This window comes from Rathayibacter sp. VKM Ac-2803, from assembly GCF_009807175.1.
In the GTDB taxonomy this organism is placed as follows: Bacteria; Actinomycetota; Actinomycetes; order Actinomycetales; family Microbacteriaceae; genus Rathayibacter.
Genome location: NZ_WUCD01000001.1, coordinates 2,863,427 through 2,877,092 on the forward strand (window position 1 = coordinate 2,863,427; position 13,666 = coordinate 2,877,092).

The following is a 13,666-nucleotide window of genomic DNA, read 5'->3' on the forward strand; positions in this document are numbered from 1 at the left end:
GTGTCCTACCGTCGGCGTTCGCTGATGTGGAAGCCCACGAGGATGTCGCGCTGGATGCCGAACATCTCGCGCTCCTCCTCGGGCTCGGCGTGATCGAAGCCGAGCAGGTGCAGCAGCCCGTGAGCGGTGAGCAGCTGCAGCTCGTCGAGCACCGAGTGACCGGCCGCCTCGGCCTGGCTCTGCGCGACCTGCGGGCAGAGCACGATGTCGCCGAGGAGCCCCGCGGGAGTCTGCTCGTCCTCGGTGCCCGGGCGCAGCTCGTCCATCGGGAAGCTCAGCACGTCGGTGGGGCCCGGCTCGTCCATCCACTGGACGTGCAGCTGCTCCATCGCCCCCTCGTCGACCAGCACGATCGCCAGCTCGGCGTCGGGGTGCACGTGGAGCGAGTCGAGCGCGTAGCCGGCGAGGCGCAGCAGTGCCGCCTCGTCGACGGGGACGCTCGACTCGTTGTTGATCTCGATGCTCACGGGGTGGGGGCTTCTCTCGGTCGGGCGGTGTCAGCCGCGGGGGCGCTTGGGCTGGCTCTCGCCGGCGGTGCGGACGGGGCCGCCGCGGCGCTCGGCGCGATTGGCGAACTCGCGCGCCTGCTCGCGCTCGAAGTGCTGCGCCTGCTTCTGCTGGTCGTACTCGGTGTAGGCGTCGACGATGCGGCCGACGAGGCTGTGCCGCACCACGTCCTCACTGGTGAGGCGCGAGAAGTGGATGTCGTCGATGCCGTCGAGCACACGGGTGACGAGGCGGAGGCCGCTCGCACCCGTCGGGAGGTCGACCTGGGTGATGTCGCCCGTGACGACCATCTTCGAGCCGAAGCCGAGGCGGGTGAGGAACATCTTCATCTGCTCGGGAGTGGTGTTCTGCGCCTCGTCGAGCACGACGAACGAGTTGTTGAGCGTGCGACCGCGCATGTAGGCGAGCGGAGCGACCTCGATCGTGCCCGCGGCCAGGAGCTTCGGGACGTTCTCGGGGTCCATCATCTCGTTGAGCGCGTCGTACAGCGGGCGGAGGTACGGGTCGATCTTGTCGGTGAGGGACCCGGGCAGGTAGCCCAGCCGCTCCCCCGCCTCGACCGCCGGGCGCGTCAGGATGATGCGCTCGACCTCCTTCCGCTGGAGGGCCTGCACCGCCTTCGCCATGGCGAGATAGGTCTTGCCCGTTCCCGCAGGGCCGATGCCGAACGTGATCGTGTTCTCGTCGACAGCGTCGACGTACTCGCGCTGCCCGAGGGTCTTCGGGCGGATGCTCCTGCCGCGCGCGGTCAGGATCGCCTGCCCGAACGCCTCCGCCGGCGACACGGGGCCGCCGTTCTGCAGGATCCGCGCGGACTCGCGCACGCCGTCGGGATCGAGGTCGTGGCCGCCTGCCGTCATGAGCACCAGTTCTTCCACCAGGCGCGCCGCGGAGGCGACGGGGTCGCGCTCGCCGTCGAGCGTCACCTCGTTGCCGCGCACGTGCACCCGGACATCGGGGAATCGTCCTTCGACCGCTCGGATGAGCCGGTCCTGAGGTCCGAGGAGGCGCACCATGGCGACTCCGTCGACGGCGATGACGCGGTGCGCCGGGCCGGTGAGGGGCGTGGCGGCGGTGGTGCCGCCGGGGAGATCGGGGGTCGGAACTGCCGGGCTGTCGCCCGAGTGGTCAACCGGTGGCAAGGGAGCCTTCCGTCAGGTGTCCGCCCAGGACGTGGGCGTGGACGTGGAACACGGTCTGACCGGCCTCTTCGCCCGAGTTGAACACGAGGCGGAACTGCCCGCAGGCGTGCGCGTCGGCCAGGGTCTGCGCGACCTGGACGATCTCGGCGAGGAGGGCGGGGTCGGCGGCGGCCAGGGCGGCGACGGTCGCGTACTCCTGCGTCTTGGGGAAGACGAGGAGGTGGACCGGCGCCTTCGGCGCGATGTCGGTGATGGCGAGGATGCGCTCGTTCTCGAACACCACGTCGGCAGGGATCTCGCCCCGGACGATGCGGGTGAAGACGGTCGGTTCGCTCATGCGTCCATCGTAAAGGCGGGCACCGGCACTCGGGGGCGCCGTTCGCCGAGGGCGCGCGTCACCAGCGGCCGAGTCGCGCCGAGAGCACGGCGATGGCGGCCGGTCCGGCGGTCGAGGTGCGCAGCACGGAGTCGCCCAGCGCGACGGCCTCGGCCCCCGCCTCCTCGAGCGCTCGCAGCTCCTCCGGGGCGATGCCGCCCTCGGGGCCGACGACCAGCACGAGGTCGCGCCCGTCGGGCACCACGGCCGAGAGCCGGGAGGCGGCACCGGGCTCGAGGACGAGGATCCGCGCGGTCGCGGCGCGCTCCACGACTCCGCGCAGAGCCGTCAGGGCCGACACGTCGGGCACGCGGGCCCGGAGGGACTGCTTGCTCGCCTCGCGGACGATGCTGCGCCAGCGCTCCCGGCCCTTCTCCTCCTTCGTCCCGGACCACCGGGACACGGAGCGGGCGGCCTGCCACGGCACGACCTCGTCGACTCCCAGCTCGGTCGCCGCCTGGATCGCGAGCTCGTCGCGGTCGCCCTTGGCGAGGGCCTGCACCAGCACGAGGCGGGGGGACGGCGCCGCCGCCTCCTCGACCGACTCGACGAGGAGCGCGACGCGCGACGCCTCCGCGCTCTCGACGACCGCCGTCGCGACCCGCCCGCGTCCGTCACCGACGCGCACGGTCTCGCCCGCGCGCAGACGGCTGACCGTGGCGGCGTGGCGCGCCTCCGCCCCGGTCAGCACGAGCCGACCGCCGGAGACGAAGTCGCCGGAGTCGAGCGACTCGTCGATGTAGTGGTGCGCCACGCCCGGGTCAGCCCAGGAAGCGGTCGCGGAGCTTCGAGAACAGCCCCTGCTGGAAGTGGGTGAGCGCCGGCTTCTGCGGCTTGTAGTGCTTCGCGAACTCCTGGACGAGCTCGCGCTCGCGGTGGCCGAGCTTGGTGGGGGTGACCACCTGGATGCCGATGCGCAGGTCGCCGCGCCCGTTGCCGCGCAGGCGCGTGACTCCGCGACCCTTGATCGTGACGATCTCGGTGCTCTGCGTGCCGGGCTTGACCTCGATCTCGATGTCGCCGTCGAGCGCGGCGAGCGTCGCGGTCGAGCCGAGGATCGCATCCGTCATCTGCACCTCGAGGGTGCAGAGCAGATCGTCGCCGTTGCGGCTGAAGACGTCGTGGTGCTTGACCTTGATCTCGAGGTAGAGGTCGCCGTTGGGGCCGCCGGCCGGGCCGACCTCTCCGCTGCCCGGCATCTGCAGACGCAGACCGGTGTCGACGCCGGCGGGGACGTCGACGGGGATCGTGCGGCGCGCGCGGACGCGGCCCTGGCCCTGGCAGGTGGAGCACGGGGTCGCGATGACGGTGCCGTAGCCGCGGCAGGTGCCGCAGGGGCTCGCGGTCATCACATTGCCCAGCAGCGAGCGGACCGTGCGCTGGATCTGGCCGGAGCCGTGGCAGATGTCGCAGGTGACCGGCGAGGTGCCGGGCTGGCAGCACGACCCCTGGCAGGTCTCGCAGAGCACGGCGGTGTCGACCTCGAGGTCGCGGTGGGTGCCGAAGATGACCTCGTCGAGCGAGACCTCGACCCGCAGGAGGGCGTCCTGCCCGCGCTCGCGCCGCGATCGCGGGCCGCGCGACGAGCCCTGGGCGCCCTGGCCGAAGAAAGTCTCGAAGATGTCGCCGAAGCCGCCGAAGCCCTGCGCGCCGCCCGGGAAGCCCTCCTGGGGCCCGCGGTCGTACTGCTGGCGCTGCTGGGCGTCACTCAGGACGTCGTAGGCGTGCGTGACGAGCTTGAAGCGCTCCGAGGCATCCGCACTGGGGTTGACGTCGGGGTGCAGCTCGCGCGCGAGGCGGCGGTACGCCTTCTTGATCTCGTCGGCGGAGGCGTCGCGGGCGACGCCCAGCACTTCGTAGTGATCGGCCACAGGTGGCTTCGTCCTTCGTTCGTGGGTCGGTGCGCCGGGCACGGCGGACCTGTCGGGAGCCGGAGGGACCGGCGGAGGATCGGTGTCACTCCTCGCCGAGGAGGCGGGAGAGGTAGCGGGCGACGGCTCTGACCGCCGCGATGTTGCCGGAGTAGTCCATCCGGATCGGCCCGAGGACGCCGAGGCGCGAGACCTGACCGCCCGCGGTGTTGTAGCCGCTGGTGAGGACGGACGTCTCCTGGAGGCCGAAGGGCGCGTTCTCGCGGCCGATGCGGACCGAGATCCCTCGCGGGTCGGGAGTCATCTCGGCGAAGAGGCGCAGAAGCTCGACCTGCTCCTCGATCGCCTCGAGGACGGGGTAGATGCTGCCCGAGAAGTCCTCCTCGGTGCGCACGAGGTTCGCGGCGCCCGCCATGACCAGGCGGTCCTGTCGATTGGCGCCGACCTGCTCGAGCAGGGTCTGCAGGATCGGCGCGAGCGTCTCGCGTCGCTCCGGGGCGAACCGCTCGGCAGCGGACTGCAGCGTCTCGGCGGCCGCCTGGAGGCCGAGGCCGAGGACGGCGGTGTTGAGCTTGGCGCGGATCTCGCCGAGCAGCTCGTCGTCGACGTCGGCCGGCGTCTCGAGCACCCGCTGGTCGACGCGGCCGGTGTCGGTGATCAGCACCGAGAGGAGGCGTCGCGGGGCGAGGGCCACCAGCTCGACGTGCCGGATGCGGGCGGCGCCGAAGGAGGGGTACTGCACGAGGGCGACGCTGTTGGTCAGCTGCGAGAGCAGCCGCACCGTCTTGACCAGGACCTCGTCGAGATCGGGACTCTGACCGAGGAAGGTCTCGATGGCCTGCCGCTGCGCCGCGGTCAGCGGACGCAGATGGGTGAGCTGGTCGACGAAGAGCCGGTAGCCCTTGTCGGTGGGCACGCGGCCGGAGGAGGTGTGCGGGGCCGCGATGAGCTCCTCCTCCTCGAGCTGGGCCATCTCGTTGCGGATGGTCGCCGCCGAGACTCCGAACGCATGGCGCTCGACGATCGACTTCGAGCCGACCGGCTCGCGATGCGCGACGTAGTCCTGCACGATGACGCGCAGCACCTGGAGACCCCGCTCCGTCACCATGCGATCGACCTCCCGTCGTGCTGCTCGTGCACCTCGTCGCGGGCCCTGGCACTCCGCGAGAGTGAGTGCCAATCATAACCGCGTGCGAGGGAGCGGGGCGGGGTTGCGCTCGGAACGGCGTGGTGCTCGGGACATTGCCCGCGGGCGGCGGCGGCAGTACCGTGAGCGCGCGGTCGGAGGCGGTCGACGCGCGACCGGCCGGTGCGCACGTCTCCCGACGCGCGCCGGAGCGCGTCTTCTGAGAGGAATCGACCATGTCATCCCCCGACGCAGGCGGGTCACCGCAGCCCGCTCCCCGCCCCGCCGCCGCCCCGCTCACCGAGTCGGAGGACCGCCAGTGGGCCTCGTTCGCCCACCTCGGCGGCATCCTGTCCTTCCTCCCGTCGCTCATCATCTGGCTCGTCTTCAAGGAGCGCGGGCGATTCACCGAGGCGGAGGCGAAGGAGGCGCTCAACTTCCAGATCACGCTGATGATCGTCCACGTGGTCGCGTGGATCCTCTCGGCGACGATCGTCGGAGCGATCATCGGCATCCCTCTGGACCTCGCCGCCTGGGTCGTCTCGATCGTGTTCTCGATCCTCGGGTTCCTGAAGGCCAAGGACGGGGTCCCCTACCGCTACCCCTTCGCCGTCCGCCTCATCAAGTAGGACGACTCGCGCGACGCCCGCGCATGCCACGATGGACGCCGAGCGCTCGGGGGTCGCCCGACGCGCAGACGTCGGAAACAGGAGACCACCATGTCGGCCACCCCTCCCCCGCCCCCCGCCTACGGGACTCCCGCTCCGCCGCTCAACCCGGCGGACGAGAAGACCTGGGCGATCGTCACGCACGTCCTCGGGATCTTCTTCAGCTTCCTGCCGTCGCTGATCGTCTTCCTGGTGTTCAAGGGCCGCGGGCCGTTCCTCGAGGCCCACGCCAAGTCGGCCCTCAACTTCCACCTGACGACGCTCATCGCCTACGTCGCAGGCACGATCCTGACGTTCGTGTTCATCGGCGTGATCGTGTTCTTCGTCGTGCCGATCCTGGTCATCGTCTTCGGGATCATCGCGGCGGTCCGGGCGAGCGCGGGCGAGTACTACACGTACCCGCTGAGCATCCCGTTCTTCAAGTAGGAACGTCCGCGGAAGTAAGGCCGGAAGCCCCCTTGTTCCCGAAATCTCGGGATTCGGGGATTCCGGCCTTACTTGTGAGCCTCAGCCGTCGGTGAGGCGGCGGACGACCGCGTCGGCCAGCAGGCGGCCTCGCAGTGTCAGCACGATGCGGCCCTGCAGGGCGGCGCGGCCGTCCACGAGGCCGTCCGCGATGAGGCCCGCCACGTCGCGCCGGTGCTCGGGGTCGATCGCATCGATCGGCAGACCGTCCGAGAGCCTCGAGCGCAGCAGCACGTCCTCGACCCGGCGCGTGTCGGCGTCGAGCGTCTCGCGCCCTGCGGCCGGTGAGTCGCCTGCGCGCAGGCGGTCGGCGTAGGCCGCCGGGTGCTTCACGTTCCACCAGCGCACCCCGCCGACGTGGCTGTGGGCGCCCGGTCCGACACCCCACCAGTCGTGGCCGAGCCAGTACGAGAGGTTGTGCCGCGAACGGCGCGCGTCGTCCAGGGCCCAGTTGCTGACCTCGTACCAGGAGTAGCCGGCGGCGGCGAGGCGGGCATCCGCGAGCTCGTACATGTCGGCCGTGAGGTCGTCGTCCGGAGTCGCCACCTCTCCGCGGCGGATCTGCCGGGCGAGCTTGGTGCCGTCCTCGACGATCAGCGCGTAGGCCGAGAGGTGGTCGGGGCGGTTCGCCAGCGCGGAGTCGAGCGAGCGCTCCCAGTCGGCGAGCGACTCCCCCGGCGTCCCGTAGATCAGGTCGAGGCTGACCTGCAGTCCCGCCTCGCGCGCCCACTGCACGACGAGAGGCACGCGCTCGGGGTTGTGCGTGCGCTCGAGCGTCGCCAGCACGTGCGGGACGGCCGACTGCATCCCGAAGCTGACGCGGGTGAAGCCGGCGTCGGCCAGGGTGCGCAGGTACGCGGCGTCGACCGAGTCGGGGTTCGCCTCCGTCGTGATCTCCGCCCCGTCGGCGATGCCGAAGTTCGCTCGCAGCCCGTCGAGCATCCGCACGAGATCTCCCGCGGGGAGCAGCGTCGGGGTGCCGCCTCCGAAGAACACGGTCGCCGCCGGACGACGGGGCAGCCCGGCGCGCTCGAGCACGGCGGCGCCCAGCTGCATCTCGCCGATCGCCTGGCCTGCGTAGTCCTGCTGCGATGCCCCGCGGAGCTCGGTGGCCGTGTAGGTGTTGAAGTCGCAGTAGCCGCAGCGCACCCGGCAGAACGGCACGTGCACGTAGAGACCGAGGTCGCGCTGCTCGACCCCGTCGACGACGGAGGCGGGCAGCAGGCCGTCGAGCGGAGCGGGATCGGCGAGCGGGAGGGCGCTTCCCACGTCAGCTGACGCGCGCCGGCAGCAGCGCGCGCAGGTACTTCTTGACCTGCCGCTTCTGCACGGAGCGGAGCACCGGGGCACCCAGGCGGTAGAGGGCCGTGGAGGGGCGCGAGAACACGCGGATGACGAGCCAGACCGAGTCGTCGGCGCGCTTCTCGACGACGAACGACTCCTCGCCGCTCTCGGGGTGGCCCTCGAGGGTGCCGTAGGCGAAGCCGACCTGGTCGGGCTCGTCCACGACGTAGACCACCCGCACCGGAGCGTCGACCGTGCGGCCGAGGAGCGTGACCTTCAGCACCGCGGTCACCCCGGCGGTGATGTAGGGGGTGCCGTCGGGAGCGAAGTGCTCCTCGGTCGGGCGGCTCGCCAGATCGATCGGGGTGCCCGCGGCGTCGAAGTTCACGCCGGTGTACTGCACTCCACTGCCGGAGGTGATGTCGGCGACGCGGATGCCGCTCCCGCGCTGCACGCCCCACGTCATCAGCGACGCGGTGGTGATGGCGAAGCGCTCGGCGCCGGAGCCGAGGCGGGCCTCGAAGCGCTCGGCCGTGAATCCGTCGGGCGGGTACTCGAGCAGGTCGGGTGCGAGGGTCCCGCCGACCGCGGCGTAGGTGACCTGCGGCTGCCCCTCGAAGCTCGAGCGTCGGATGCTCACGGCGTGCTCCTCTTCTCGGCTGCGGTGACGGGGCGGTGGTCCGATGCGGTGGGCCGCAGCGGGCCCGTGCGCAAGACTCCAGGGTATCCGATGCACCCGAGCGAGTGCCGATCGTGCGCGGACGCCGGATCCGGCGCTACTGTTCACGCGACGTCTCCCCTACTCGCGGACGATGTCGGATCGCGGGGGCGCAGTGCGGAGCAGGACGACGACATCGGGAGCGCGAGCGCTCCGCCCGGCCGCCTGGGGGCTCGCACTGCTGGTCGCGGCCGGCGGGCTGACGGGATGCCAGGGCCGCTCCGGCGCCGACGACGGACCGGCCGCCGCGCTGGCTCCCGCCTCCGCAGTGCCGACGCAGACCGCTGTCGAGCCCACGCCGGAGGCGCCAGTCATAGCCGAGCCGACCCTCGAGCCGCTCGCGACACCGACCCTCCGGGAGACGCTGCCGCGCGACTACGGCACCGGGCAGCCGGTCTACGACCTCTCCTCCGACACCGATGCCTTCGTCTACCCCGCGGCGTTCGACGAGAGCGAGCGGGCGAACGCGGACATCTGGATCGAGCAGCAGCGGATCATCGCCCAGTGCATGCTCGACCAGGGCTTCGACTACACGTACATGCTCTGGTGGGAGCGCCCGAGCGGGCCGCGCTCGGGCGACGACCCGTCGGAGGGGTCGCTCTACCCCGCCGGCTCGCCGGGCTCCGTCGCCGAGTGGGGCGAGCAGACCGACGGCCCCTACGACTGGACGACCGCGGGCTGCCACGGCTACGCCGTGCACGTCACCGGTCAGGACGACGCGCACTGACCCGGAGCGTCACGCCTCTGAACCCGACCTTGACGCGACCTGTGCGCGCCGACAGGATCAGGACGGCGCCCGATCCGGGCGCTGAGACCCACAGAGGGGGACGCACGTGGCTCGACGCCCGCGCACGATCATCGGAGGCCTCGGGGCCGCCGTCATTCTCACCACGACGGCGGCGGGCGCACTGCTCGGCGCAGGTCCGGCACTCGCCTACGACGAGGTCGACCAGGGGGCCAACGGGGGCACGGTCGAGGTCGACTTCGGCCCGGAGTGGGCCGGCTGGACCGCTGTCGCGGGCTTCCAGGTGCCCGGCTCGGGCGGAGTCGTCTCGTGGACGACCGACTCCCTCGACGCCGAGGGCACGGGGACCCTCGAGACGCTCGCCGGCCCGCTCAGCGTGTACCTCTCGAACCCGAGCGACCCGACGGACGACCCGCCCGTGGACACCTTCTCGCTCGCCGCCTACCGCGGCGAGACGGTGTCGTGGGTCGTCGACCCCGACACCGATCAGGCGACCCTGGTCGGAGAGGCGCCGGTGCCGACCGCGCCGAGCCTCGACGAGCTCGAGAACGGCGGACTCGTCGCCCTGACCGACTACAGCATCGCCCCCGCCGAGTACGAGACCGGAGTCGCCTTCGACCTCACAGTGAGCGGACTCCAGTACGGCGAGACGCCGAACGACCTCGACGGCAGCTCGATCACGAGCTACCTCTACTCGGAGCCCACGGCGATCGGCACGACCACGGTCGTCGGAGGCGCGTACACGCAGACGATCCCCGCCGAGTTCACGACCGACCCGCACACCTACGCCTCGTTCGACCAGTACGGGCGCCTGATCGCGGCGGCCACCCTCGACGGCGGCGCGTCCTCGGGCGGCGCGGTCCCGACTCCGGCGACCACGGCGACGCCGACGTCGACCCCGACGACCGTGCCCGTCACGGCGACGGGAGGGAACGGTCGCGGATCGCTCGCGAGCACCGGCGCCGACGCGGCACCGTTCGCGATCGGCGGCGCGGCGCTCCTGCTGCTCGGCGGCGCGGTGCTCCTCGTGACCCGACGTCGGGCCGCACGCGACTGATCGACGAGCGCAGGTGAGGAGGGAGGCCGGGCTGGTGCCCGCCTCCCTCTTCTGCTGTCGCGACGTGAGCGCTACTTCTTGTCCTTGGTCTCCACGTCGCCGGAGAGCGCGGCGATGAACGCCTCCTGGGGGACCTCGACGCGGCCGACCATCTTCATGCGCTTCTTGCCCTCCTTCTGCTTCTCGAGGAGCTTGCGCTTGCGGGTGATGTCGCCGCCGTAGCACTTGGCGAGGACGTCCTTGCGCATCGCGCTGATCGACTCGCGGGCGATGATCCGCGCGCCGATGGCGGCCTGGATCGGCACCTCGAACTGCTGGCGCGGGATCAGCTTGCGCAGGCGCCCGGTCATCAGCACGCCGTAGGCGTAGGCCTTCTCGCGGTGCACGATCGCGCTGAACGCGTCGACCTGCTCGCCCTGCAGCAGGATGTCGACCTTGACCAGGTCGGCCTCCTGCGAGCCGGCGGGCTCGTAGTCGAGGGAGGCGTAGCCGGCGGTCTTCGACTTGAGGTTGTCGAAGAAGTCGAAGACGATCTCGCCGAGGGGCATGTGGTAGCGGATCTCGACGCGGTCCTCGCCGAGGTACTCCATGCCGATCAGGGTGCCGCGCCGGCTCTGGCAGAGCTCCATGATCGTGCCGACGTAGTCCTTCGGCGCGAGGATCGCGGCCTTGACGATCGGCTCGGTGACGGAGGCGATCTTGCCGACCGGGAACTCGCTCGGGTTCGTGACGGTGACGGTCTTCTTGTCCTCCGTCGTGACCTCGTAGATGACCGAGGGCGCCGTGGTGATCAGGTCGAGGCCGAACTCGCGGTCGAGGCGCTCGGTCACGATCTCGAGGTGCAGCAGGCCGAGGAATCCGCAGCGGAAGCCGAAGCCGAGGGCGACGGACGTCTCGGGCTCGTAGACGAGCGCGGCATCGGACAGCTTGAGCTTGTCGAGGGCCTCGCGCAGGTCGGGGTAGTCGCTGCCGTCGATCGGGTAGAGACCCGAGAAGACCATCGGCAGCGGCTCGGTGTACCCCGGAAGCGCCTCGGTCGCGGGCTTCGACGCGGTGGTGACGGTGTCGCCGACCTTCGACTGGCGCACGTCCTTCACGCCCGTGATCAGGTAGCCGACCTCGCCGACTCCGAGGCCCTTGGTCGAGGTCGGCTCGGGGCTCGACACACCGATCTCGAGGATCTCGTGCGTGGCGCGGGTCGACATCATCTGGATCTTCTCGCGCGGCGAGAGCTGGCCGTCGATCATCCGCACGTAGGTGACGACGCCGCGGTAGGAGTCGTAGACCGAGTCGAAGATCATCGCGCGGGCCGGCGCGTCCTTCTTCCCCATCGGGGGCGGGACGAGCTCGGTGACGCGGTCGAGCAGCGCCTCCACTCCGACACCGGTCTTGCCCGAGACGCGCAGCACGTCGGAGGGGTCGCCGCCGATCAGGCTCGCGAGCTCGGCCGCGTACTTGTCGGGGTCGGCCGCGGGGAGGTCGATCTTGTTGAGGACCGGGATGATCGCCAGGTCGTTCTCGAGCGCCAGGTAGAGGTTGGCGAGCGTCTGGGCCTCGATGCCCTGCGCCGCGTCGACCAGGAGGATCGCGCCCTCGCAGGCGGCGAGCGAGCGGCTGACCTCGTACGAGAAGTCGACGTGACCCGGGGTGTCGATCATGTTGAGGGCGAAGGTGCGGCCCTCGTGCTCCCACGGCATGCGCACGGCCTGCGACTTGATCGTGATGCCGCGCTCGCGCTCGATGTCCATCCGGTCGAGGTACTGCGCGCGCATCGCCCTGTCCTCGACCACGCCCGTGATGCCGAGCATGCGGTCGGCGAGGGTGGACTTGCCGTGGTCGATGTGCGCGATGATGCAGAAGTTGCGGATCGACGCCGGATCGGTCGCGGCGGGCTCGAGGGCGGTGAGGGCACGTGGAGACATTGTGGGTCCAGTGTCCCATGCCCGTGGGGCGGGGCCGTCTCGGGCTGCCCGACTAGAGGTCGAGACCGTACGTCCGGGTCGGCTCGACGCCGGGCGGGTTCTCGCGCTCGGGCAGGCGGCTGAAGCCCATGCTCTCGTAGAGGGCGTGCGCGGCGAGCATGTCGGTGCCGCTGTTCATCACGACGCGCTCGAGGCCCCGCTCGGTCGCCAGCATCACCACGAACTCGGTGAGCAGGCGGCCGAGACCCCGGCCGCGCGCCTCCGGGGCGACGGCGAGCAGCCGCCAGTCGAGCTCGCCCGGCCGGCCGAGCTCGTACAGGGTGCGCCCCTCGGCCGCGGTGGTCACGGTGGCGAGGAGGCGGCCGTCGCGATCCTCCGCCACCCAGACCTGGCCCTCGCGGTCGTGCCGGGCGACGTCCGCGACGTCCGCGGCGTACTCCTCCCCCAGCTCGTAGTCGTGGGCGTAGGCGGTGACCCGGAGGCGCGAGACCTCGTCGTACTCGCTCGCCCGCACGCGGCGGACGAGGATCCCGTCGCCGCTCACGCGGGGGCCGGGAGGGTGCGGAGGCCGTGCTCGATGTCGGCGGGGTCGGCGGCGAGGCAGATGCGGATCCAGCCCTCGCCGCTGCGTCCGAAGGCGCTGCCGGGCGCGACCGCCACGAGGGTCTCGAGGAGGAAGGCCTCGGCCCAGCCTGCGACGTCACCCTCGCTCGCGTGCGAGACGTCGACCCAGAGGTAGAAGGCCCCCTCGGGCTCGCGGAAGCGGATGCCGCGCTCGTCCAGGAGAGCGGTGGCGAGCTTGAGGTTCGAGAGGTAGTGGGCGGAGGCGGCGGCCACCGCGTCCTGCGGTCCGGTCAGCGCCGCGAGGGCCGCGCGCTGGTCGGGAGTCGCGACGCAGCTGATCGCCGCCTCCTGCACCGTGACCATCGTCTTCGTCATGCCGGGAGGCGTGACGAGGTAGCCGACGCGGACGCCGGTCATCGCGTAGGTCTTCGAGAGCGAGAAGACGCTGAAGATCCGGTCGTCGTCGTGGCCGAGCTCCTCCGCGATCGCCGCCAGGCTCACGTGCGGGCGGCCGTAGGTGAAGTACTCGTAGACCTCGTCGCTGATGATCCAGAGGTCGTGGCGGCGGGCGAACTCGAGGAGGCGCTCGAGGAGCGGCCGCGGGTAGACGACTCCGAGCGGGTTGGACGGGCTGTTGACGATGATCACGCGGGTGCGGTCGGTCACGATGCGCTCGAGCTCGTCGAGATCGGGGAAGAAGCCGTTCTCGGGGCGGAGCGTGTAGGGCACGGGGATCGCGCCGATCATCCGCGCGTTCATGGTGAAGGTCGTGTAGCCGGGATCGGGCAGGAGGACCTCGTCGCCCGCGGCCAGCGTGAGCGTCATCGCCTGGTAGAGGGCCTGCGTGCCGCCGATGGTGAGCCAGACCTGCTCGATGTCGGCGTGGATCCCGTTGTCGCGGGCGAGCTTGTCGACGATCGCGCGACGCAGCTCGGGGATGCCGCCGTTGGGGCCGTAGTTCGTGTCGTCGGCGGCCCACGCGGCCCGCGCGGCCTCGATGATGTGCGGCGCGAGCGGCACGTCGGGCTCGCCGACGGCGAGGAACGTGACGCCCTCGAGGCGGAGGGCGATCTCGAAGAGACGGCGGATGCCCGAGGGCGGCACCGCGGGGATGTGATCGGCGAGACGTGGCATCGCTGGCCAGAGTATCGGCGCGCGGGGCCCGCCCTCGTCGATGACACCCGTGCACCCGCGGCGTGTCGCGGCCGCGCGGCGCAGTTG

Annotated in this window: 15 protein-coding genes; 4 read left to right on the top strand and 11 right to left on the bottom strand. The window is 71.4% G+C overall.

All coding sequences use genetic code 11. The features are described 5' to 3' along the window. Positions 1 to 5: 5 nt before the first annotated feature. The 6 genes from ybeY to hrcA form a co-directional block, all read right to left on the bottom strand. Positions 6 to 467 (bottom strand): rRNA maturation RNase YbeY, encoded by a 462-nt coding sequence (ybeY, locus tag GRS96_RS13435; protein ID WP_159858479.1) that lies wholly within the window; start codon positions 465 to 467, stop codon positions 6 to 8. A gap of 30 nt (positions 468 to 497) precedes the next feature. Further along, complete coding sequence (locus GRS96_RS13440) at positions 498 to 1,523, bottom strand: PhoH family protein (RefSeq protein ID WP_159858746.1); 1,026 nt, start codon at positions 1,521 to 1,523, stop codon at positions 498 to 500. A 112-nt stretch (positions 1,524 to 1,635) separates the two neighbouring features. After that, positions 1,636 to 1,986, bottom strand: coding sequence for an HIT domain-containing protein (locus tag GRS96_RS13445; protein ID WP_159988706.1), 351 nt, complete (start codon positions 1,984 to 1,986; stop codon positions 1,636 to 1,638). Between the two features lie 58 nt (positions 1,987 to 2,044). Beyond that, on the bottom strand, positions 2,045 to 2,779 hold the full coding sequence (locus GRS96_RS13450) for a 16S rRNA (uracil(1498)-N(3))-methyltransferase (RefSeq protein WP_159988707.1): 735 nt from the start codon (positions 2,777 to 2,779) through the stop codon (positions 2,045 to 2,047). Positions 2,780 to 2,786: 7 nt separating this feature from the next. Beyond that, entirely contained in the window at positions 2,787 to 3,896 is a 1,110-nt protein-coding gene (dnaJ, locus tag GRS96_RS13455; protein ID WP_159858505.1) for a molecular chaperone DnaJ, read from the bottom strand. A gap of 85 nt (positions 3,897 to 3,981) precedes the next feature. After that, positions 3,982 to 5,004 carry a heat-inducible transcriptional repressor HrcA gene (gene hrcA, locus GRS96_RS13460; RefSeq protein WP_159988708.1) on the bottom strand — a complete coding sequence of 341 codons (1,023 nt, stop codon included), beginning with the start codon at positions 5,002 to 5,004 and terminating at the stop codon, positions 3,982 to 3,984. A gap of 254 nt (positions 5,005 to 5,258) precedes the next feature. On the opposite strand from hrcA, the gene GRS96_RS13465 reads away from it, so the two are divergent. Together GRS96_RS13465 and GRS96_RS13470 are read left to right on the top strand one after the other, a co-directional pair. Continuing rightward, positions 5,259 to 5,651 (top strand): DUF4870 domain-containing protein, encoded by a 393-nt coding sequence (locus tag GRS96_RS13465; protein ID WP_159858511.1) that lies wholly within the window; start codon positions 5,259 to 5,261, stop codon positions 5,649 to 5,651. A 90-nt stretch (positions 5,652 to 5,741) separates the two neighbouring features. Further along, entirely contained in the window at positions 5,742 to 6,116 is a 375-nt protein-coding gene (locus tag GRS96_RS13470) for a DUF4870 domain-containing protein (protein WP_159858515.1), read from the top strand. A gap of 81 nt (positions 6,117 to 6,197) precedes the next feature. Here the strand turns inward: GRS96_RS13470 and hemW are convergent, their stop codons facing one another. Next, positions 6,198 to 7,424: a radical SAM family heme chaperone HemW gene (gene hemW, locus GRS96_RS13475; protein ID WP_159988709.1), complete on the bottom strand. Its 1,227-nt coding sequence runs from the start codon at positions 7,422 to 7,424 to the stop codon at positions 6,198 to 6,200. A gap of 1 nt (position 7,425) precedes the next feature. Beyond that, on the bottom strand, positions 7,426 to 8,079 hold the full coding sequence (locus tag GRS96_RS13480; RefSeq protein WP_235022086.1) for a DUF1990 family protein: 654 nt from the start codon (positions 8,077 to 8,079) through the stop codon (positions 7,426 to 7,428). A 172-nt stretch (positions 8,080 to 8,251) separates the two neighbouring features. Between GRS96_RS13480 and GRS96_RS13485 the strand changes: the two genes are divergently transcribed. Further along, positions 8,252 to 8,884: a hypothetical protein gene (locus tag GRS96_RS13485; protein ID WP_159988710.1), complete on the top strand. Its 633-nt coding sequence runs from the start codon at positions 8,252 to 8,254 to the stop codon at positions 8,882 to 8,884. A 106-nt stretch (positions 8,885 to 8,990) separates the two neighbouring features. Beyond that, positions 8,991 to 9,959: an LPXTG cell wall anchor domain-containing protein gene (locus tag GRS96_RS13490; protein ID WP_159858523.1), complete on the top strand. Its 969-nt coding sequence runs from the start codon at positions 8,991 to 8,993 to the stop codon at positions 9,957 to 9,959. A 71-nt stretch (positions 9,960 to 10,030) separates the two neighbouring features. Here the strand turns inward: GRS96_RS13490 and lepA are convergent, their stop codons facing one another. Genes lepA through GRS96_RS13505 form a run of 3 tightly spaced genes read right to left on the bottom strand, consistent with a single transcriptional unit; the run spans position 10,031 to position 13,579 of the window. Continuing rightward, complete coding sequence (lepA, locus tag GRS96_RS13495) at positions 10,031 to 11,881, bottom strand: translation elongation factor 4 (protein ID WP_159858526.1); 1,851 nt, start codon at positions 11,879 to 11,881, stop codon at positions 10,031 to 10,033. Positions 11,882 to 11,933: 52 nt separating this feature from the next. Then, positions 11,934 to 12,425: a GNAT family N-acetyltransferase gene (locus GRS96_RS13500; protein WP_159858529.1), complete on the bottom strand. Its 492-nt coding sequence runs from the start codon at positions 12,423 to 12,425 to the stop codon at positions 11,934 to 11,936. Continuing rightward, positions 12,422 to 13,579, bottom strand: coding sequence for a pyridoxal phosphate-dependent aminotransferase (locus GRS96_RS13505; RefSeq protein WP_159988711.1), 1,158 nt, complete (start codon positions 13,577 to 13,579; stop codon positions 12,422 to 12,424). The genes GRS96_RS13500 and GRS96_RS13505 overlap by 4 nt, the downstream gene beginning before the upstream one ends. Between the last annotated feature and the right edge of the window lie 87 nt (positions 13,580 to 13,666).